A 21764-nucleotide genomic window follows, 5' to 3' on the forward strand; every position below is an offset into this window, starting at 1 on the left:
TCTGGATTTGGCGTTGCAATCAAATCTGATAACCAGAATCTAGTCTGTGTGAGCCTATTTGAAAGTATAGTCCATCACTGTATTGGCTGAAAATGGAACAGCTTACGATAGTGTTGAGCTTGAACATTTACAGGAAAAACCTTCGCGACAGAAAGGTTGCAATCGTTTGATAGTGTTAATGATAATCTGTGAACTGAGATTACGGGATAGAGCTATGAAATTTACCACGGTGAACAAGTGAATACCGTTGCATGATTGTGCATATAGTATCTACTACAATGCTGGACACGATGTTATGACGTGAATAAAAAGGCAGATCTATTTTAGGACCTGCCTTTTTATCCCCATATGACGGTGAGCTTACTTTTTCTTTCTCCTGCTCATTCCGGCAAGTCCGGCAAGACCAGCTCCGAAGAGGAGCATTGTTGCTGGTTCTGGAATTGGCTCTGGTGAAGCGTACTGAGCATCATGGGAGTATGGGGCATTCGCCTTGACTAAAAATTGATTCTCAAAATCACCAGGATTATATTTTCCATCTTGAAAGATCGTTAAAAGATCCATGTGGATACCTTCAACTCCAGGGTCATAGTACAATACGTCTACTACAAAATCTTCAATGTAGCCCTTACCCGACCCAGACTCTCCTTCCTCTGTATTCCAAATGTCTTCAAGGACATCATCAAATCTAAACTCATAAACTTCATAATATGTTGGGAAAACACTATGAGGCGAAAGGCTATTCGGGTCTTCCGGCGGAGGTGTCCCAAAACCTGAATCCACAAGGGTTACACCACCATCGTTGAAAATATCTATATCAAAGAGATCTGTAGCGGAATCAGCGTTCGGGACTGCGGTAAAAACCAAATAAGCGTATTGCATAATTGCCCCATCTGTATCCCATGCGTAATCTCCATCTCCCCCGTCCGCCTGAGTGGCATTGGCCAACGCTTGCAGGTTATATGGATCATCACTTGTATACCAGGTGTCGTCTCCTCCGCCAATATAAGTCCAATCACCTGTTCCAGGTCCTAACTGTAATGCTGGTAATGCATATGCTGTTGTTCCAAATGCTGCCATTCCAAATACAATAGCAGCAATCGTCAGTGATTTTTTCATATCTATTCCCCCTCCGGGTTAATACGGTTAAAAGGTTCAATTACAAAGACGCTACGTAATTGGACCTTATTGTTTGATATGCTAAGGCACAATTTAACCTTGACAATGGGGTTAGGTATGTTCATTCGATTGAAATCTTGAGTAAAATATCAAGAGAGTAATGTGTTTGTAGGGCCTCTGGCGAATTTCTTACTCAAGAATAGTTCTCAAAATTAAATGAGAAAAAATCATGGAAGTATCGATTTTCCGCCGACCGCTTCAGGAGGCTTAGGTTGAGATTGCCAGACGAAACCTTTTCAGGCTGTAACAGGTTCTCAGCTTGAGATACTCGCTGTTTATTTTGGGCTGGAATACTTTAAAGCATGGTTGTGAATGTGTTAGGCCGTCTGGCCGACTGCAGGGCATTATCTTTCTGCACTCTGAAGAATTAAATTGTTCAGAAAATACGAAAAACAATTCAGAACTGTCAGATTCGAAGGTTTGGGTAGGAAATTCCAGTAGTCTATGGGGTACAATCACGGTGCGCAGATAATGCTATCATTTCCTGGCTTGAGCGAATGCCTGCCGAAGGTCTTCAATAAGGTCGTCCGGATCTTCCAACCCCACCGAGAGCCTGATCAGCCCCTCACTTATCCCAACTTTTTCCCTGATATCGACTGGTACACCTGAATGGGTGGTCGAGGCCGGGTGACAAACCAGCGACTCGGTACCGCCAAGGCTTACCGCCAGTTGAAACAGTTGTAGCTCATTGAGAATTTTAAAAGCAAGCTGGCGATTTTCTTCAACCACGAACGAGAAGGTGGAGCCGGGTCCTGTGCACTGGCGTTCGTATACGTTTTTGGTCTGGTCATCGAGAAAATGCGGGTGTAGCAGTTTGCACGGCAGAAGCTTGTTGCCGGCCAGCCATTCCGCAACCTTAACTCCTGATTTCGCAGCACGCTCCATTCGCAAAAAGACGGTCTCCAGAGATCGTGTCAGCATCCATGAGGAGTGTGGGTCGAGCTGAAAACCAAAGCTGCTTCTGGTTAAGCGCAGTTTGTGCAATAACGCTTTTTTGCCGGTAATTGCACCTGCGATAAGGTCGCTGTGACCACCGATATATTTGGTTAATGAATAGATACAGAGATCTATGCCGAAGTCATGAGGTTTTTGAAAGACTGGTCCAAGCAGGGTGTTGTCGCAAACAATAAGAGGGGATGCGATTCCGCGTGATTGGCTCCATTTGTCCACGACCTGTCGGCACATGGCGAGGTCGATCATACTATTGGTCGGATTTGCAGGTGTTTCGAGATAAACAATTTTTACCGGTCCCTTTGCATATGCCTTGGTGAGGGATTCTGTCAGCGGAGCATCAGCAAGGCCGTCGAAAAAGGCCATGGGAGTTACCCCCCAACTATTGAAATAATTGGAGAGTAAAGTCTCTGTGCCACCGTAAAGAGGGCTGTAATGAACGATGCTGTCACCTGGTCTGGCAAAGGTGAGAAAGAGACTGCTTATTGCCGCCATACCAGAAGAAGTGATGAGCGCAGATTCAGTTCCATCAAGAATAGCCAACCTGTCTTCAACTATTTCACAGTTCGGGTGATTAAAGCGACTGTAGACCAGTCCACCTGCACCGCGGTCCTGATCGACCGGTTTTCTGCCTGCTACCTCATCAAAAAACTCGGCGCCTTCTTCAGCTGATTGAAAGGTAAAGGTTGAGGTAAGAAAAACGGGCGGTTTTACTGATCCTTCCGAAAAGAGAGGATTGTAACCATAAGCGGTCATCTGGGTTGTCGGAGAGAGCCTTCTTTTACCGAGATGAGTGCGACGGAATGAACTTTTGGCAGCCATATTGTTACCCCGAAAGTTGAGATTAAAGGCTGAACTTTCTTTCAGGGTAGTTGATGACTTCACTATTTGCCAGCGCCCTCGAGTTCCGTTGTTGCGGCACTGTTGATGGCTTAGGAGTACACTTGTGGTGGCCCACCGTAAGAGATATCTAAAATTATTGAGTTGTCATAGTGAACCTGCTAATAGCAGAGTTCGATAGTTCCTGTTGCTATTTTAGCTCCTTCCGATTTGAAACCCGTTTCTACGAATTTCTATTTGTGCTCTTTTTGAGATGGTAACGAATGTGCGGGAGATATAACAAACTATGATAATTCAGTGAGAAGAAGAAGTTGCTTAAGAACTGATTGGCTTTAAGCAGGTTCTTGTCATTAACTCAAGATCAAGACCAGCAGTTTGGTAAACAAAATCATAGCGATCAAGGCGACAGGATAGACGGTGGCGTAGGCGGAAGAGGCATAGTGGGTCTTTGATAATTCGCTCACAGCGGCAAGGCCAGGGGTACTGGTCATGGAGCCTGTTATTACACCGAGCATCCGCAGAAAGGGAATCTTCAACAAATACTTGCAGATAAAGATTGAAGAGATAAGAGGCACGAGGGTAACAACTGCACCGGCTATAAAGAGGTCTATTCCCTGTTCACTTACAGTCGCAACAATAGATTCACCTGTTCTGGTGCCAACTGTGGCCATGAACAGGGTCAAACCCAGGGCTCTGATGAAGCTGTTGGCAGTGCTGGGAATTTCCCAGACAAATGGACCTGTCTTATAGATATTGCTGAGAATTATTCCAGAGACCAGCACGCCACCTGTGGTGCCGAGGGTAAAAGTACCAGCATAGGGCAGATACAGAGGAAGCTGGCCGATAAGAAAGCCAATGAGCAGGCCGATAAAGATCGGCAGCAGGTTTATGCTGTAGAGTTCCTTGGTGTTGTTACCAAAAATCTTGATGATATTCCTGAGCGCGCTCCGTTGACCAACCGCGTGGACGATGTCTCCCATCTGCAGGCGGAGATTCGGGGTCGCGGGCAGGTCAAATCCGTTCCGGGTGACTCCTGTGGTCTGCACATTGAAAACCTCCCGGCAGTTAAGCTGGTTTAAGGTCATGCCTGCCACTTCTTTTCTTGAAACGATGATCGACTTTTTGCTGAGTGCCCTGTCGAACTGGATTTCTTTGTCTATCAGGCAGCCCAGCAGGGGGAGTATCTTTTTCAGGTCGGCGGGACGGCCAACAATGCGGATATGGTCACCTTCATGCAGCACTGTCTCGCCGCTGACCAGAATAGGTTGATCTGCACCAAGCCGCAGCAGACGGGTAATGACCACGGGCGCCAGGCTCCCCAACCGTAAATCCTTAACCTTCTGGTTGAAAATGTTGGGGTTGGTGAGCTCGACATGTTGCATTTTCAGCGGCTCCCGGGAACTGGCCACCTCTTCATTCAGGTAGATCTCTTCTTTTTCAACGTCAACCTTCAGAATCCTGGGAATAAGCTGCACAAAAAGGATAACACCGGTGACACCGAAGAAATATGTCAGGCCATAGCTGGCTGCAGCGCTGGTATCACCTGCCATTTCAACAGCAACTGCCAGACCGGGGGTGGAAGTGAGCGCACCGGCAAAGATGCCGGCGCTGATATCGGGACCAAAACCATAGACCCATGCCATGACCAGGGTAGTGGCAAAGCCGATGCCAATGATTGCGAAAGCACCAAGGGAAAGATGCAGCCCCCTGCTGCGAAGGGTGGTGATAAAGCCAGGGCCGGCCTGAAGACCGATGGAATAGATAAACAGGACGAGACCGAGGGTTTGAAAATCGGTGGGCAGCGTGTAACCGAAATGACCGAAAAAAAGAGCTATAAAGATAATTCCTGAAGAGCCAAGAGAAAAGGATTTCAGGCGAAGCTTGCCGAATGCCGTACCGATGATAGTTATCAGCAGCAGAAGGAAAATATGATTATGTAAAAGTTCCACAGCAAACCCGGGTGAAGTACAAGAGAAAAAATAATGAGCCTGCGCTTACTATACTCAGGGCCTGGTCAATTTACCAGTTAAAGTAAAGGGGTAGAGGTCCCTCTGTTCATCTTTAAAATATTTCACAATGTAATATCCTTTTATGAAGAGATGAAGTCTGCGATACTTGAAGGGCATAGGTCGTAAAGATAGTTATGTGGCTGGGAATAATTATCAAATAATGAACTTGAACCCATTGACACTGATTAGATGTGATATAGTTTGATATTAAACCATTTAGGAGTTGAACGAATCCTTTATCGCTCAACCTGATAGCGGGAAAGTGAGAAGCTGTTGTAATCTTTTAAATGCCAAACTGGCATGCAACCATATGGACAGGAGACAATATGAGCTTTCGAGATATCGTTGAACAGAGACGCGCAATCAATTTTTTTGATCCAGATAGAGATGTATCAGGTGAAGTGCTTGATGAGATGATAGAGTTGGCAGCTAAGTCGCCATCCAGTTTCAATCTGCAACCATGGAATCTGATTGTGGTACGGGAACATGCCGAGAAAGAGGCCTTGAAAGCACTCGCGTGGGATCAGCCCAAAGTTGTGGAGGCTCCTGTGAACCTTATTTTGCTGGCAGATAAGAATGGCTGGCAGGAAGGGCATCCGACAGTTGAAAAGAACTGGCAGCAGATGCTTGACTCAGGCTCCATGCAACCTGAGCAACGAGACTGGTTTCTGAATGCCGCTAAATCTCTTTATAACTGGAATTCAGACGCCAATCTTGCCTTTGCAGCCAAAAACGCAGGCTTTTTCGGAATGAGTCTTATGTATGCTGCAACCAGCCTGGGATTGGAATCTCATCCTATGGATGGATTTGACCATGAAGCTGTTCGTAAGGAGTTTAACATTCCCGATAATTTCTGGGTTCCAATGCTGCTCGCTGTGGGCTACAAAAAGCCGGGCCTTGAACTCCATCCGGCTAAATGGCGCAAGACCAGAGATGAAATTGTCGTTTCATTCAAGTGAGCAATACTAAAAAAACAGCCTAACCTGCCGCAGTCGCTCACCGGAAGAGACTGTGGCAGGTTGTTACTATCCTCTTTTCCCTACACGTGCCTGACCATGTGTAGATGTAGAGCTGTCTAAGCTGTTTCTACCTGTCTCCCCTGCGAGCACAACCACCCCTCACTCAACAAGCCGAAAATATCAAAAAATTTCCAAGACCAATATCCAAAAATTCGTTAAAATAGCAGTCTTTACAAAATTTTGATGAATTCAGGCAGTTGGTTGCTGTTAGTCGCAGCATAATGCAACTCTCAAGTACACGGTAACTCTATGTATCTGTTGGTGATTAAGAAAATCCGTCATCTTTACAAGAAATATGACTGGTTCACCATAATCATCGTGCTGCTATTTATGCATACGATGTCGGCGGGTCTGTTGCTTGTATTTGATTATCAGACTTTCGCCCAGGAGACCTTTGCCAAAACCCTCTGGAAAGGTACCTGGTGGTTTTTTGTGACCGCTACCACAGTGGGCTATGGTGATGTGGTACCCCAGAGTGTGCCAGGTCAGATCATTGCAATTTTCGATATGATTTTCGGTATTGGGCTGATGGCTACAGCTATTGGCGCCGGTGCAGATAAGCTTATAGAACGGAGGAAAATACGCGTGCGAGGACTCAAACAGCTGAATTTGAAGAATCACATTGTTATCCTTGGCGGTGGCGCAATACAAAAAGTTACCACTTTGATCAAGGAGATTCGCAACGATCCGTTTTATTGTCGTACTGATCTGGTTGTCTGCACAGACGTCTATGAGGAGAACCCTTTCGGTGATGAGGTAGAGTATGTACGAGGCAGTATAGGCAGTGAAGATGTGATTACCAGAGCCTGTATTGCAGATGCCGATTTCGTCATCATCTACGGGTATACCGACGAGGAGACGATTTTAACGACCCTTGCCGTGGATGAGTTGAACAGGCAGGCATTTACCACGGTCTATATTCGGGACCGTGCCAATATCCGTCATATAGACAGGATCAACAAGGCAAGGATTGCCCATCGCCTGATCGATGGCAAACAATATAATCGTATTAAAGTCATTACCCGCCTTAATGACCTGATGCTGGCCAGGGAGATATCGAATCCGGATCTATCTGAGGTGATGCGGCTACTGATCGATAGTTCGTCTGGTGATACCTTCTTCTCGATTAAGGCATGGCCAGGGCTTGATAAAAGCATCCCGGTTCCTTACGTACGGCAAATGCTGCGCTCCACAGACGCCCATGCTCTGCTGGTGGGTATAAAACGTGACGAAGATGGTTCTATCGTCATGAATCCAGGAGAAAATCTTGAAGTGTATCCTAATGATCATCTCTTCGTTATCGCCCAGCACAGGCCGGATGTCGACTGGGTAACACTTATTCTGAGCGAATCCGAATAGTTCGGCATAATTTTGTGGAGTGTAATATGCAAGATCTGCGAGTGACACTGGTTCAATCAGATATTATCTGGGAAAATCCGACCGCAAATAGAGAAGTTTTGACGCCACAATTGACTCAGTTGGCTGGTCAGACAGACCTGATTATCCTGCCTGAGATGTTTACCACCGGTTTTACCCTTGCCGGTGAGCAATTAGCGGAGGTGATGGATAACACCAGTGAGGGAACCACAGCTCACTGGCTGACGAAAATGGCTTCCGTCACAGGTGCCGCAATAACAGGAAGCTGTATCATTCGTGATGATGGTAAGTTGTATAACCGTCTTCTCTGGGCGACGCCAGATGGTGAGCTGTATCATTACGATAAAAATAATTTGTTCAGCTTTGCCGGGGAAGATTCTGTATATTCGGGGGGGGAAGCACTCCTCACGGTACATCTCAAGGGGTGGCGCATTCGCCCATTTATCTGCTTCGATCTTCGTTTTCCTGAGTGGAGTAGCAGGAGAAAAGGTACATATGATCTGGGTATATATGTTGCTAACTGGCCGGATTCCAGGCAGAATCACTGGTTTTCATTGCTGTTGGCCAGGGCGATTGAAAACCAAATTTATGTAGCGGGTGTGAACAGGATAGGCAGGGATGGGAACAGGCTCTGCTACGCCGGTGGATCAGTGCTGGTTGATCCGGAGGGAGAAGTATTGCATGAGTGTGGCAGGGATCAGGCAGTCACCACCCATCAATTGGATGGTGACTCACTTCAGGCCTATCGTAAGAGATTTCCCATGTGAAATCATAAAATTCTGTTCATCGCGTATTCATCAAAAAAGCAAAAAATCTTTTGCACAAAGTATCTACTTGGTTTTGCCCTCCCAGAGCGCCTGATTGCACTTGCCTCTTCCGGTTGGCAGTGAGCATCGCCAGCCTGTAGATCGGTCTTGCTCCTGTTGGCCGGTGAGTTACAGACGCCAATCTGTCATGGACACCGAACCCGACCCCTTCCTGAAAAACTGTTGATACAGAAACGGGCCTGACATGATAGCGCCCCGACTGTTGATGTCCGTCCTTACGTTTTTTTCACAAATTTTGTTCCGACCTTCTCCATTAATACGAATCTGATATTCATTCAATCGTTCCCTTAGACGCAACAGCTTTATTTGTCGGCAAAAAATGTATGGAAGGGGGAGTGAGGAAGGGGCCAAACGCTCTCTGTTTGTATAAGGATAGGATGGGGCGGTGTTGTTAGGGTGTGGTGTTCTTTTAAGATGCTAAATATTGAATATAAAATAAAAATAGGTGCAAGTTGTTATGTGTTGTGGATTTGCTGGAGGTGTGAAAAATATTATGCTTTTTGGCTGAGCTAACTTGACCGCAACGTGATAGACCCTATATAACTTTAGTATGGCATCCGCCATAGCAGCTGCAGGGTGAGTTAAACCCCACTTCCTGTTTTTGTGTTGTATGGAAGAATGTAACACAAAAACAGTTCATCTTAGCGAATATTCCACGTAATCGGGTTACCAAACCCTGCGGGAAACTACGTCCAAATTCCGATGTGATGGAGGTTACCATGAGAATGAAATTCTCGAAAACATTAACCTGTGCCGTTTTTATCACAGGTGCAATGCTGTTCGCTACACAAAGTGTGGCAGACCCCTTTACCATAACGTCACAACTAATAGGCGATCCACGTCCGGAAAATCCGGATAATCTTATCGTGGATGTCACCATAACCGGTGATACCACTTCAGCTACGACTTACTGGACTGTAGACATCAATTCACCGATGCATCCGGATGTGAAGCTTGACGCATTCTTCTTTAATCTTAATGTGGACGCCAGCGATGTGAGTTTCAGCAATTTAGATCCGTCAACCTGGTCAGTGGCCAGTCCGGCAACAAATGCTGCTGGCTCCGGTGGTGCCGATTTTGACTTTGAGGCGGATTCTTCTAATCCTGCAATTAACGTAACTAATAGTCAGGATCTTACTTTCGAGGCAACCTTATTATCAGGATTCTGGAATGTGGATCTGTTCCTGAATGCTAAAGAGTCCGAGAGTAATGATGATTGGCTTGGTACATTCCAGCTTGGTGCACACCTGCAGAGCCTTACTGCAGATTATAGGCGGTCGGATAGCGGCTTTGCCGCCGGTTATTATGAAGGAGGCGGTGAACCGATCCCCGAACCAGTGACGATGCTTCTATTCGGCACTGGCTTGGTTGGTCTTTCTGGTCTGCGATTGAGGAAGAAGCAGTAATTAATTAATAAGATACGCTTCAACCATAGATGATAAAGCACAGTGTGGGGACACACTGTGCTTTTTTGTATTCAAGTAAAAACTATCTCTCAGTAAAGGCCAGTTTGATACCAAGAGCGGCAAAGGTGGCTGCAAAAGAGCGCTGAATGAGAGTCAACAGGCGATCGGAGCCGGTTACATATCTTCTTAAACCGTGGGCGCAAAAACCATACAGAACAAACACAACGAAGGTCATCAGCATAAAGATTGCGCTGAGCAGTAGCATATGCAGAGTTGGGTTTGCAGACCCCGATGAGATAAAGAGCGGCAGAAAAGCAAGAAAGAATATCGAAAGTTTCGGGTTCAGGATATTGATCAGTGTGCCGCGAACCGCAATCTGACAGAGGCCGTTGGCCTTCTCGGGCTTATTGAAATTGATGCCACCGGTCTCCCTCCACATGCACCAGGCAAGGTATAGCAGATAGATTGCTCCGGCGTACTTGATGCATTGAAAAGCCAGGGAGCTCATGTGCAGGATTGCGGACAGCCCGAAGACCGAGGCAAGCAGATGGGGGACGATTCCGAATGTGCAACCAACGGCTGCGGCAGTTGCAGCGCGCCAGCCGAGAAAAAGACCGTTGGAAACGGTATATATGACACCCGTCCCCGGCATGAGTACAACGACCAGAGAGGTAACAAGAAACTCAGGAGTTATAAACATTGGTTGTACCTGTTCAGTTAAGGTAGGTCAGAGAAAAGCGAAATGCTCACTCTTCCTAACCTCTAGGGCCACTGACAGGAAGAGAGAGAAATCTGGAAGAGAATACGCTTTGCCAGGTGTTATATGGGATTTTACTTGAAAATACAGTGCTTGGCAAAGTCTGCTGCTTCATTGGATGTCCATTCACCTTTAGGTTTTTCTTTCATCTGGTTGCACCATTTGTCGCTTCCGACTTCCGGGGCGCAGGCGGTGAGGGTAGTGAAGCAGATGCCAAGAAAGAGTGTTGCTATTGTTGTGCGTAACAGTACCATTGCGACGAGTTCTCCTTGTGATGTTTGAAGTGAAAAGTAATACTCAGGATGCTCCAGGTGTTCGTAGAGGCAGGATATCCAGAAACTAATATGAAATTGTGGGTTGTGAATAGTTCGATATATCAGCAAATTTTTGATATTGCAACACGTTTGGCTGCATTTTTTGTCAAGGTGTCGCTGGGGCAGGGGAAGCAGAGTTTCAGACCGTAGCAGTGTCGCTCTTCCAATTTATCACTATCAAACCACTTGCCACCAGTATTATCGATGCCGCCAGGCTATAAGAGATAGAGTCACCGAGCACAAGCACACCGAGCAACACTCCGGATACGGGCATGAGAAATAGAAAGCAGTGCAGGGTGGTGGCACCATATTTCTGAATGAGCGAATTCCACATAACAAAGCCAAAAGATGCGGTGACCAGAGACTGATAAAGTACGGCCTGGATGACCATTGGGGTAACTTGCCGCACCATTCCACCGTCGAGTAGATAACCTGCCAGCAGATAAAAGGGGACTGTGAAGATCATAGGGAACACGGTGATCTGTATCGGGTTGAAATCGGCAATGATTTTTTTAACGTAGATGACGTTGCAACCCCAGAAAAGAACAGCCAGAAAAAGCAGGCAATCGCCCGAGAAGGCCTCAGCGGTCAGGTCGAGCGAGTCCCTGATGAGCAGGAAAACACCGGCAAAGCCCAGAAGCAGACCATTAATTTTCTTGGGGTTGATTTTATCGTCGGGCAGCAGGAAGTGAGCGAGTATCATCACCACAAAGGGGACGGTATTCGCTATAAGAGCACCATGGGAGGCGGTCGTGCGACTCATGCCAGAGTAGAAGAGGGAGATTTGTATGAAAAAGATGAGTCCGAGCCCTGCCATCTGCAACACTTGTCTGGTGCTGAGATAAAGTGAGATTCCTGCGACTTTAGCCCAGCAACAAAGAACTGCAGCAGCTATTCCGAAACGTATTCCGGCTGACGTGAAAATGCCGATTCCGGTCAGGGTGGTTTTGACCGCTACCGGGTTGGCCCCGAAGAGCATACAGAGGAAAACGGCAAACATGGAGGTGGAAAAAGGGAGTTCTTTGCCTGACATCTCTGTTTGCATGCTATTCCCCATGTTGTCGTGCATATTCGTACATAACGATTGAGGCGGCGATACTCACATTCAAACTCTCTACCTTGCCGACCTGGGGAACTTTAATAGACGCAACTCCCTGATAGGCGTTTTTGTCAAAACTGATGCCGTGCTCTTCATGGCCAAAAACAAAGGCGCTTTTGGCAGGAATCTCCATCCTGTGTAGGGAGTGTGGCGCATCAGGTTCCAGAACGAAAAATGTATATCCTTCGGCTATCAGCTGTTCATAACATTTTTCAAAGGTGGGATGAAAATGGGCAGGCAACCATTTGAACGAGCCCTTTGCTGATTTGACATCGAAATATTCAGTGCCGATCAGGTGAATGGCTTTCGCACCGAAAGCATCACCACTGCGAAATATTTTACCAATGTTGAATGATGGTTTCAGGTTGTCGAGCACGATTACAAAGTCATGAACACCCGGTTCGGCATAGACCATGTTATGCCTGCGATGCTTGATGTACTGTCTTTCAGCCCATCTCCGGGCATCCTGCTGTTTTTTCTTTTCTGCTCTGGTGGGCATGTCTTTCTCACCTTGAATGAAGTGCTTACCTAAGATGCAAAATATGACGATAGTAATTCTTAATACAGCCTAACTTGAATAACAATGACATTTTGCTATGAGCATCATTGTCGCTGCAAATCTTGCGTTGCAAAAGAATTGCTTTGAAAATCAAATAATAGAGCCACATTGTGCGTTGGCAGGATAGTACATATGATAGCTGTAATGCAGTATGGAGAAGCGCAGTATCTTTTGTTCATTATGCTATAGTTATTGAAGTAGTGCACAGTATCGGGGGAGGTTTTTGTTCCGTTTAAAATATCAAATGCAAGGATGGATATGAATCCTGAACAGTATGATTTCATAATAATTGGAACCGGACCGGCGGGGATGAGCGCCGCGATGACGGCGGCGAAATGTCGCAAGCGTGTACTTGTGGTGGAAAAAGAAGACTCCCTTGGTGGAGTCTGTGTCAATACCGGTACTTTTCCGAGTAAGACCCTGAGGGAGGCGGTGCTGCACCTGACCGGCCATCTGAAGAAACAGATATTCGGTGAGGAATTCTGCTCTCTGGGGAGTTCTGAAATTTCTATGGATCGCCTGAAAACGAGGCTCCAGTATGTCCGACTGAAAGAGCATGCCATTATCGACAGTCAGCTGGAGCGAAACAATATTAGTCTGATACGCGGCACAGCGACGTTCATCGACAATAACACGGTGGCTTTGCACCAGGTCGGTGGGGACAGACCGCTTCTGGTCCGGGGAGAGATAATTCTTATCGCCACTGGCTCGCGTCCACGTAATCCGCCGGAGATACCCTTCGATGGCGAATTAATAGTCGATTCACGCTCCATTCTTGATATCAGCACCGTACCATCTTCCATGATTATTCTGGGTGGCGGGGTGATCGGTTCTGAATATGCAACGATCTTTGCTGCACTGGGGGTAAGAGTTATCCTGCTGGATAAGGGTACGCGCCTGTTGAAGTTCATCGATCAGGAGATCACCGACCAACTTCAGCAGCACTTCCCCAACGGCTACGTTGAATGTATTCACAACGTGGGTGATTTTGAGATCGCAACCGAAGGAAATAAGGCAAAAATACGGCTCGATGATGGCACAGTCTATAGGGCGGATACTCTCTTTTTTGCTCTGGGCAGGGAAGCGAATGTCAAAGGCCTGGGATTGGAAAATACCGACGTGGTTCTCAACAAGAACTTGTATATCACGGTGAACGACCTGTACCAGACATCGGTGGATCACATTTTTGCCGTGGGCGATGTGGTCGGCTGGCCGAGTCTTGCAGCAACCTCGATTATTCAGGGCAGGATCGCTGCCCTGAACGCCATGCAAAGGCGCTCGGAAGGATTCCCTACCATTTTCCCGGTGGGCATCTACACAATCCCCGAGATATCCTATGTGGGCATGACCGAAGAGGAAGTGAAAGAACGTGATTTTAAATATGTAGTGGGACGATGTTATTACGAGGAACTGCCGAGAGGGCAGATCTCCGGCGAGTCTGAGGGGATGCTCAAGATGATCGTCCACAAGGATACCCGGGAAATTTTAGGTGTACACATCTTCGGCGGCGGTGCCACCGAGATCATACATATCGCCCTGATAGCGCTCTTCCATAACGCCAAGATCGACCTGTTCATAGAGAATATATTCAATTACCCGACCTATTCCGAGGCGCTGAAAATAGCGGCACTGTCAGCCATGAATCAGATAGATTACGAAGAGTGCAGGTAATAGCAGGGTGAGGGGTGCTTTGATGTACTCATTTTAGTGACAAGGGAATAAACTGATAACCACTAAAGCTCAGCTTCAAGGGGTGAGAAGTGATGTGGTTGGGGCAACTGCTTAAAGCTAAAAACCTCCTCTCCACAAGCCGATTGGATAATGATTTCGGGGATTGGTCATTTGCCAATCGGTCAGACCTCACGTCTCTCACCGCACTTTTTCAAGCTGAAGATTAGGAGTAATTAAGTAAGAATACGCCTAAATTTTGGCTGACACGGATATTGTCTCAACTTCTTTTTTACGGGCGCCATATAAAGAGCCTTTAGAGGCCAGGATTGCTGTAACTAAGAATATTGTGAAGAAAATAATCCTGGTAATTATTTCATAAATTATTACGTATTGTTCTTTTGCGAGCATATTGTTTGAGACCAACACTATCGTGACAATATTGATAAGCGATGAAGCGATTATTAAGACAAGTGCATACCAGAATATGAACACGAAAAATCTTCTCATTGCAGACGGATAAATATGTTTGCAATCCTCCTGTTCATATACCCCAACAGCAGCAAAGTCAGGATCTCGCACAATTTTCTTTCTGGATAATATGACCAAGGTGTTGGCAATGTGGTCATGTATAGCCTGATGTTTTTTGCTAAAAAGCATAAAGATAAGAGAAAAACTCCCCAAGGTAACCTTGGCAATATACCTCAATACAGATAATAGCAGTGGGCAGCGTTTTTCTTTGTTCGTGCTTATTACTTCAACACCAAGTGCGTATTGCCCTAATGTCGAACCCAGATACCTGATCAACAGCGGTTCAAGCAAGAACAAGGTGAACAGCATAAGAATGGTCGCGTACCTGGATTGATCTGGGAATATATCAATAATGATAGCTGGAACAACAATAAGCAAAGATAAGAAAATTAACGTGTCGAGTAATCCAGCTTTGATCCTTCGAGGCAGTGGTGCGTATCGGATGTCTGAGTTGTTCATTTTATTCGTCAGCTAAGGGAGAAAAAGCGTAAGATAATTATTTGCCTCACTATAACGAATATTTATATTATATGCACGATGGGAATTATTGCACCGTTACGTGTTTTGTCAAGGATCTGGGTAGTAGGTCCATTTTGAGGGCGCAGTACTTTTCTGAAGAACAGGCTGGATTATAATCAAGGCTTAATAAGGTGAAAAGAGAGGTGTGAGGGGTGCAGATTGGTAATTGGCCCTCCTGGATTCAATTCACTATATCAAGTTGTTGGGAATACTTTTTAGCTGATTGACGCCACAGCTGAATTATCAGTTATTGCTTTTTGCAGTGGGCGTTATGCCCTGTTTTTATATTTTCTCAGTAATTGATCCAAGCTGTTGGCAAAGGCTTGTTTATCACGCGCGCTCATTCCAGATGGTCCACCAGTTTCAATTCCGTTGGCACGGAGATCGTCAAAGAAGTCCCTGGTACTGAGCCGTTCTTTTATGTTTTCTTCCGAGTAAATTTCCCCACGGGGGTTGAGAGCAAGCCCTCCCTTCTCTACGACTCTGGCGGCTAATGGGATATCGGCAGTGATAACAAGGTCACCGGAATCCAGTTTGTTGGCTATCTCATTGTCAGCAGCATCCATGCCTTTAGGGGCCCGCAGGAATGTAATTAATGAGGATTGCGGAATGCGAAAGTACTGATTGGCCACCAAAATCAATTGTACATGTTCTCTCTTGGCTGCTTTATAGAGTATTTCTTTTATCACTACAGGACAGGCGTCAGCATCTACCCAGATTTTCATATCATTGCCATATTACGAAGAGGGTTTGAATCAGAGGGCCGCACGGCATAGGCTCTCCCTCATACCCCTGAATGATTATAATTTTGTCTTATTACGGGAGTCAACAGGTTTGCTTTTTATGCGCGTATTCCAGACTTCAAGGTAAGAAAATGTTTCTCTTCTCCTTTTGCTATAATTGTACGTTTATCTTTAAGGCTAATCTGGAATACTACCAGTTTCTTTTTCTTTTGAAAGAATTGAATAATACGGATTATCACATTGGTCGGCAGCAGGAAAGTGGGGTTGGTCATTCCATAGTCCATCGTGCTGCAAAAGTCCGAGGGATTGTTAACTTTTAATATTTGTACATCTTCTATGTCTGAAAGCTTCACAGAACCTTTAACATTATCAGTTTCGTTGGATAGAAATGTGATAGCGTGCTCATCAACTTGCGCATACACTTCTTTATAATGACTGCTTATGATTTCAACGTAGGGCATTTCTTAGCTGCGTTGTTAAGATTAAGGAGTGTGTCTCGCTTAGTACAATAAGTGGGTTTCTCGCCGTTTTGTGTGGATTAAGAGAGCAAAACATGAAAAGGGATGGGATGCTATAGATTTTCCAGCTCTGGCGCGAAGGAGCCGGTCAGCCTGCTGCAAGACTTGTACTCTAGATGGGCAACTACCAATCATTGATAGAAAACAGGACTCCCGCAAGAAGTTCGTTTTGACGAAACAAGACCTGGTTCTCGTATGGAGATGGCTTCTTCTTTACAGAACTCTACACAAAGCCCACATGCTGTGCACAAGGTGCGGTCATATGACAGCACCTTGTGTTTTCCGCTTTTCCTGATTTTCAAAGCTCCTGTATGGCACATTCCTGTACAGCGTGGGCATAGGGTGCATGATAGCGAGACCTGGGCCTCAGGGGTACATAGTTGGATCAACTCATCGCAAATTACCTTCTCATGCTTAAGAATTCTTATGAGCAACTGAGTCCTGGACATCACTTGCCTGGTCCCCATCGGTCTCTTTTTCTTTATCGTCTCTGGAGCAAATTTCCCCTGGACAGCATTAACCACAGTGGAGCCCAGGCTGAACAGAAACTTCCTACGATCCTGATCATCACCAGCTGGGAGTTCATCTGCGGTGCGAATCAGCGTAAGGCGAGAACGAAAGAGATGCGCGGCTTGTCTCTGTACATGCTGAAAAAGCTGCATAAAGGCATCAGCTGTAAGGCGGTTTGGGCATTTCGTGCATTCCGAGAGATTAAACCTTACATCCCCCCGCTGTCTGAGTCCCAAAAAGAGAAGAGACTCAGGAATCATCACCCCAACGCAAGGGAGCCTGAGCTCATTTTCAGATCTGTAGGTGCTTCCATAGCATGAGATGACAAGGCTTTTTCCTTGTACATTCTCTTCCAGCAGCTGGTTGAGGTTGAATCGGTCAAATGAAAAAGCGTCACCTGGGCATAAGGCGACACAGGCTCCGCAGTTGGTGCATTTATGCGGGATTAAGCTCACTTTCCCGTCATTATCCGCTAGCGCCTCTGATCTGCATCCATCAACACAGCTACGGCATGAGAAGCCTCGTAATCGGTTTCGCAGACAGTGCTTTTCTTCCAGGATTATCCGGGGCGATTGCATCAGCTTTTGGGTTAAGGTTGAAATCATGACAAATGAGATGGCAGCGCTCACAGAGTGATTGGCTCAACAATGTATTCATTTTTACAATGCTGAAAAAATGACGCTAAACATTGTGCCAGTTTTTTGTAGAAATCTGTCATTGCACCTTGTTCAATTCGCTGGCAAAAATAGGGAACCCAGGACATGAACTGACCTAAAAAACGCGCCTGCATCTCCCATAATTTCCGGGCATCAGCATTCCTGCCGGCAGAAACTGCCTCCCCCTCACGCAACGACAGATAGCTCATATACTCAAGTTCAATAGCGATATGATCAGCCGGTTCCTGAATATCAAGTGAGAGTCCAGCCTCGTCATAACACCTTTGCACGGCAACAGTGGACTCGCCTTGCACCCGCCCTCCAGCCTCCAGGTAGACAGAGCCATATGGAGCAGCCAGCAACGCAAAAGGGCCGACAAAAAGAGATGCATAATCAACCTTGAGCTGTTCCTCTAAAGAAGATTCAAAAGTTTCAGTCAACTGCTGCGCATTCTGAGCCATTTCCGGATCGAGTGTTATCAACAGGCCACTGAGATTTTCGGTCACCTTCTCTTCGATAAACATCTTTTTATCCGGCTCATAAAAGCAGGCAGCGAGTAGTTTGAAACAGTTACTGCGGAGTATGATGGTTTCTGGATTGCTCATAGTAGGTGATAGTGTATCGCTGTAATAGAAAACAACACCGCCTCAATTTGACGGTGCTGTATCTTGAGTTGAGATTAGCGTGCTGAATAGTCGCGTATATAATGGACATTTGGCGAAGTACCTTTATCCTCCAGCAGGACAAACCCCTTGTTATCGGCGAGCAGTTTCGCCGCCTCGCTGTTGCTGTCCTCAAGATCCCCAAAAACTCTGGCGTTTGAAGGACATGCCTCCACACAGGCAGGCTGCTTGCCGTTTTGTACCCTGTGATCACAAAAAATGCATTTCTCGACGATGTTGTCACGACGGACATTTTCGTACTCAGAGTGCTGGTAATCTGTTCTATACGGCGGGGTAGCCCCTGCCAATGAAGCGATCTCCGCCGCAGAGGTTGAACAGTCTTTGATGACTTGGGTGTTGTCTGTATAAAACGGTTGAGTCGACTCACCCTCCTCATTGTAACTGATAACGCTGTATTCGCCTGAAGCACCGTCTTTCTCAACATGGTCCATGCTATAGGGGCAGGCGTCCTGACAGGCCCGGCAACCGATACAGCGCTCATCATTATGCATGGTGATGCCATCAGCGGTTTTATACATAGCTTTTGGCTCAACCGGGCACTCCTCGACACATGGGGCATCGCTGCAGTGATTGCAGAGTACCGGGATGGTACGGAATTTGGTGTTAGGGAATGTTCCGGTTGTCTCATGGATGAAATCCGCCCAGTTATGGGTTTGACCATTATTCCTGAGCGCAGTGTTATTCTCGGTCTTGCATGCGAGTGCGCAGGCTCCGCAGCCAACACATTTTCTGAGGTCTATTATCATTCCATATTGTGTCATTGCTTATGTCCTCCTCTTTGCTAAATCTTCTCGATACGAACTGCAGCATGACCACCGTTACGGGCGTTCGAGCCGGAGAGGCGTTCGAGCTCCCATGGAATGATGGTGTTGTTGTTCACGCCTTTGGTTGCGCTCTTCATAAAATCATCCGTCGCGGTCCGGCCGTATGCCCAATGGCCCTGGCCGTAGGCTTTACTGACTGTACCGGGCCGCACGCCTTCCCAGACCCGGGCAACGCATTCGCCGCTGCCTCCCATGGAGGTGATTTTCACCTTGTCGCCGTTACTGATTCCCAGTTTTTTGGCATCCGTGGGGTGGATGCGCAGGCTATCCTGGTGTCCCACATCGCCCGGGTCAACATGTTTGAACTCGTAGTACCATGGGCTATTCTGGCTGCGACCTTCGCGATTGAGGCGTGATTTGTAATCTATAAAGACAAAAGGATATTCCTGCTCACTGCCATGGCGCAATGGCGGCTCGTAGTGCGGTACAAAGGCAAGCTCGCCCCTGGCGGTATAATTGCTCTTCTGCATAACCGTGTCCACATCGACATTGTGCTTTTCCGCATGGCCTGCAAGTGCCTTTTTCAAGGTCTCGCTGTAGAATTCAAATTTCTTGGTGGTGGTGGCGAACTTGCCACCCCAATGCGACTTATATTTATATGCTCCCGAGTTCCACATACCCTTTTCAAGCATCTCGGACCAGCCGTTGATCTTGTCACCGTGGGTGTCCTTTTTGCCGTCCCACAGGGGGTGGGTGTAGTATTTCAAGGCGAACAGAGTAAACTCTTCCGGGGTAGTGGCTTTTGCTCCGGTTTCCGGGTCTGAGTACATCTCCACCAGGCAGTCGTAGAGGTTTGAGAAACCACGCTCTTTGAGTTTTTCGGAAATCAGGAACGGGAAGGCGGATTCGTCGTCAATGACATCCCAAAATGGCTTGACCACCGGCTGCAGCAGGGTGCAGGTGGCGTAACGGTTCGCCTTGGTTTTTACAAACCCGTATCGCTCATACATATTCACCGTGCACGGCAGCACGATATCTGCAAATACGGTAAACTCAGAGGCATTGGTGGTCAGATGCACGGTGAATGGAACCGACGAAAGCGCCTCCTCCCAGAGATCCGTGCCGTTGCAGGAGAACGGGAAGTTGTTCATATACCCTACCAGCACTTTGATTTCATTTGGGTCTTTGTTAAGAATGCCCTTTGCAGCATTATTGGTCGAAACCCCACCACCGGATTTACCCTTGGCGATAACCGGCAACTCCAGACGACCGCGTTGATCGATCTTTTCAAGCTTTGAATGCTTTTTGGCCAGTTCATCCTGATGTTTGCCGAGGAGATCTGCGTTGAGTTTGTTGACAGGGATTTTGGCAGTCTGTAGCGACCCGCCTTCATTATCGATACTGCCGAGTAGGCCGCCCAGCGCATGGACAGCCATGGCCGAATAGGCACCCCGGGCCTGCATGGCTGCTCCCGGCCCCATCCATACGGCCACATTTGGTGCAGCCTCGCCCAGCCCTTTTGCCACCCTGACGATCTGATCTTCCGGGATTCCGCAGATCTCAGCAGCTTTTGCAGCGGTCATGTCTTTTACCGCAAGATTCCACCACCTGACGACTCCGTTGGTTTCCTTTTCGATAAAGGAGGCCTCATCAACAGTTGCGCCCACCTTAAAGAGGTTCGTACCGTCTGCGAAATCACCGACAAATTCCTTATTCCAGGCCCCACTGCTGAGAAGGACATGGGCAATGCCGAGTGCCAGTGCACCATCGGTACCTGGCTGTAGCGGGAGCCATTCGTTTGCCTTCGCAGCACTTGTGGTGAGACGAGGGTCAACCGTGGCAACGGTCGCCCTGTCAAGAGCATCACCAAGCCGCCTGATCGTGGCGGGCACCATTCTATTACTGGCTACAGGATCACAGCCCCAGATAAGAATATATTTTGAATTCGATATGTCATAGTCGCGGTAGTCCCAGTATCCTTCCGTATAAAATGCCCCAAATTTTTCCGCTTCGGCACAGGTTGAACTGTGGGAAATGTTATTTGGTGAACCAAATACTTTGGGCATCACATCATAGATAATGTCGCGCAGATAGGTATAGCGTCCCCTCATAAGGCAGAATTTTTCCGGTTCTTCAGCCTCGCGCAACGCCATCATCTTATCCGCTATAGTGTTCAACGCCTCATCCCAGCTGATAGGCACGAACTTCGGGTCGACCCCTCTTCCTTTTTCAGGGTTCGTCCGTTTCATGGGTTGCTTGATCCTGTCAGGGTCGTATACCTGTTGCAGGGAAAGATGACCACGCGGGCAGACAGTACCATCATTTTGCTTGGAATACCTATTACCGCGAACTTTTACCGCCCGGCCTTCCTGGACAAATACCTCAGCGGGACACCAGGTGGTGCATCCCTGACAGGTGGTTGGTTTCCATTCACCTATTTCTGGGCTTGATGTCCTGTCTGCCCCCAATGGAGCAAGACTGTTCATTTCCGGCTCAGACTGAGCGTACCCATTAACCGCCACGGCAGCACCAGCCATTGCAGTCAGTTTCAGAAAGTCCCTCCTTTTTATCTTCATGGTTACCTCCGCATACAGTTTGAATAGGAAATTGGGACAACACACAAACTACTTAATGAACAATTTTTATGTCCTAGCCCACAGGGGTGGTATACAATACCTGCCTGTAACAAAAATCCCGTCTCATTACAGATGAATAGCTGCAAGAAAACTTTCTCCGGGGAAGATGTTCCGAAGTTAAAACAGATAATAAGATATAATTCATCGATATTACGTTGAGGTATGAGCAAAAACCGTGGAAAACATGTGGCTTCAGGGAAAC

The 21764-nt window shown here is 47.0% G+C and carries 20 protein-coding genes and 1 pseudogene; 6 read left to right on the forward strand and 15 right to left on the reverse strand.

Translation table 11 applies throughout. The features are described 5' to 3' along the window. Window positions 1-360 precede the first annotated feature (360 nt). From ACN5NT_RS17845 to ACN5NT_RS17855, 3 genes are all read right to left on the reverse strand, one after another. Complete coding sequence (locus ACN5NT_RS17845; protein WP_419176333.1) at window positions 361-1116, reverse strand: choice-of-anchor N protein; 756 nt, start codon at window positions 1114-1116, stop codon at window positions 361-363. Between the two features lie 537 nt (window positions 1117-1653). Beyond that, window positions 1654-2949 carry a cystathionine gamma-synthase family protein gene (locus tag ACN5NT_RS17850; protein ID WP_419176352.1) on the reverse strand — a complete coding sequence of 432 codons (1296 nt, stop codon included), beginning with the start codon at window positions 2947-2949 and terminating at the stop codon, window positions 1654-1656. Window positions 2950-3317: 368 nt separating this feature from the next. After that, entirely contained in the window at window positions 3318-4916 is a 1599-nt protein-coding gene (locus ACN5NT_RS17855; protein ID WP_419176334.1) for an aspartate:alanine exchanger family transporter, read from the reverse strand. Window positions 4917-5302: 386 nt separating this feature from the next. Between ACN5NT_RS17855 and ACN5NT_RS17860 the strand changes: the two genes are divergently transcribed. The 4 genes from ACN5NT_RS17860 to ACN5NT_RS17875 all read left to right on the forward strand — a co-directional run bounded on the left by ACN5NT_RS17860 (window position 5303) and on the right by ACN5NT_RS17875 (window position 9605). Continuing rightward, window positions 5303-5935, forward strand: a complete 633-nt coding sequence (locus tag ACN5NT_RS17860; RefSeq protein WP_136799621.1) for a nitroreductase family protein — start codon at window positions 5303-5305, stop codon at window positions 5933-5935. Between the two features lie 321 nt (window positions 5936-6256). Next, window positions 6257-7354, forward strand: coding sequence for an ion channel (locus tag ACN5NT_RS17865; RefSeq protein WP_419176335.1), 1098 nt, complete (start codon window positions 6257-6259; stop codon window positions 7352-7354). A 26-nt stretch (window positions 7355-7380) separates the two neighbouring features. Then, on the forward strand, window positions 7381-8139 hold the full coding sequence (locus ACN5NT_RS17870) for a nitrilase-related carbon-nitrogen hydrolase (RefSeq protein WP_419176336.1): 759 nt from the start codon (window positions 7381-7383) through the stop codon (window positions 8137-8139). A gap of 779 nt (window positions 8140-8918) precedes the next feature. Next, window positions 8919-9605: a PEP-CTERM sorting domain-containing protein gene (locus ACN5NT_RS17875; protein ID WP_419176337.1), complete on the forward strand. Its 687-nt coding sequence runs from the start codon at window positions 8919-8921 to the stop codon at window positions 9603-9605. Window positions 9606-9687: 82 nt separating this feature from the next. Here ACN5NT_RS17875 and ACN5NT_RS17880 read toward each other — a convergent pair whose 3' ends face one another. The 4 genes from ACN5NT_RS17880 to ACN5NT_RS17895 form a co-directional block, all read right to left on the reverse strand. Then, entirely contained in the window at window positions 9688-10305 is a 618-nt protein-coding gene (locus ACN5NT_RS17880; protein ID WP_419176338.1) for a LysE family translocator, read from the reverse strand. Window positions 10306-10436: 131 nt separating this feature from the next. After that, a complete protein-coding gene (locus ACN5NT_RS17885; protein ID WP_136799626.1) occupies window positions 10437-10616 on the reverse strand; it encodes a DUF3012 domain-containing protein in 180 nt (59 codons plus the stop codon). 199 nt (window positions 10617-10815) lie between these two features. Then, the gene (locus ACN5NT_RS17890; RefSeq protein WP_419176339.1) at window positions 10816-11721 is read right to left on the reverse strand and encodes a DMT family transporter; all 906 of its coding nucleotides are present in this window, start codon (window positions 11719-11721) and stop codon (window positions 10816-10818) included. Window position 11722: 1 nt separating this feature from the next. Next, a complete protein-coding gene (locus tag ACN5NT_RS17895; RefSeq protein WP_419176340.1) occupies window positions 11723-12274 on the reverse strand; it encodes a TrmH family RNA methyltransferase in 552 nt (183 codons plus the stop codon). Between the two features lie 318 nt (window positions 12275-12592). Here ACN5NT_RS17895 and sthA point away from each other — a divergent pair, with 318 nt between their 5' ends. Continuing rightward, window positions 12593-14005 (forward strand): Si-specific NAD(P)(+) transhydrogenase, encoded by a 1413-nt coding sequence (sthA, locus tag ACN5NT_RS17900; protein ID WP_419176341.1) that lies wholly within the window; start codon window positions 12593-12595, stop codon window positions 14003-14005. Window positions 14006-14254: 249 nt separating this feature from the next. Here the strand turns inward: sthA and ACN5NT_RS17905 are convergent, their stop codons facing one another. The 4 genes from ACN5NT_RS17905 to ACN5NT_RS17920 all read right to left on the reverse strand — a co-directional run bounded on the left by ACN5NT_RS17905 (window position 14255) and on the right by ACN5NT_RS17920 (window position 16780). Further along, complete coding sequence (locus ACN5NT_RS17905) at window positions 14255-14992, reverse strand: RDD family protein (RefSeq protein WP_419176342.1); 738 nt, start codon at window positions 14990-14992, stop codon at window positions 14255-14257. A 329-nt stretch (window positions 14993-15321) separates the two neighbouring features. Next, a complete protein-coding gene (locus ACN5NT_RS17910; protein WP_419176343.1) occupies window positions 15322-15777 on the reverse strand; it encodes a YaiI/YqxD family protein in 456 nt (151 codons plus the stop codon). Window positions 15778-15893: 116 nt separating this feature from the next. Continuing rightward, on the reverse strand, window positions 15894-16256 hold the full coding sequence (locus tag ACN5NT_RS17915) for a hypothetical protein (protein WP_136799631.1): 363 nt from the start codon (window positions 16254-16256) through the stop codon (window positions 15894-15896). Window positions 16257-16444: 188 nt separating this feature from the next. After that, on the reverse strand, window positions 16445-16780 hold the full coding sequence (locus ACN5NT_RS17920; RefSeq protein WP_419176353.1) for an ATP-binding protein: 336 nt from the start codon (window positions 16778-16780) through the stop codon (window positions 16445-16447). Here ACN5NT_RS17920 and ACN5NT_RS17925 point away from each other — a divergent pair. After that, window positions 16724-17143 carry a hypothetical protein gene (locus ACN5NT_RS17925; RefSeq protein WP_419176354.1) on the forward strand — a complete coding sequence of 140 codons (420 nt, stop codon included), beginning with the start codon at window positions 16724-16726 and terminating at the stop codon, window positions 17141-17143. The genes ACN5NT_RS17920 and ACN5NT_RS17925 overlap by 57 nt on opposite strands. Window positions 17144-17212: 69 nt before the next feature. Here the strand turns inward: ACN5NT_RS17925 and ACN5NT_RS17930 are convergent. The 4 genes and pseudogenes from ACN5NT_RS17930 to ACN5NT_RS17945 form a co-directional block, all read right to left on the reverse strand. Then, window positions 17213-17428: pseudogene (locus ACN5NT_RS17930) on the reverse strand (4Fe-4S dicluster domain-containing protein); the annotation flags it as partial. Window positions 17429-17448: 20 nt separating this feature from the next. Next, on the reverse strand, window positions 17449-18084 hold the full coding sequence (locus tag ACN5NT_RS17935; RefSeq protein ID WP_419176344.1) for a TorD/DmsD family molecular chaperone: 636 nt from the start codon (window positions 18082-18084) through the stop codon (window positions 17449-17451). Between the two features lie 74 nt (window positions 18085-18158). After that, entirely contained in the window at window positions 18159-18923 is a 765-nt protein-coding gene (locus ACN5NT_RS17940) for a 4Fe-4S dicluster domain-containing protein (RefSeq protein WP_419176345.1), read from the reverse strand. Between the two features lie 20 nt (window positions 18924-18943). Beyond that, window positions 18944-21502 carry a molybdopterin-dependent oxidoreductase gene (locus ACN5NT_RS17945; RefSeq protein ID WP_419176346.1) on the reverse strand — a complete coding sequence of 853 codons (2559 nt, stop codon included), beginning with the start codon at window positions 21500-21502 and terminating at the stop codon, window positions 18944-18946. Between the last annotated feature and the right edge of the window lie 262 nt (window positions 21503-21764).

Origin of the sequence: Desulfosediminicola sp. (assembly GCF_048381775.1) — a bacterium.
Classification (GTDB): domain Bacteria; phylum Desulfobacterota; class Desulfobulbia; order Desulfobulbales; family Desulfocapsaceae; genus Desulfopila; species Desulfopila ganghwensis.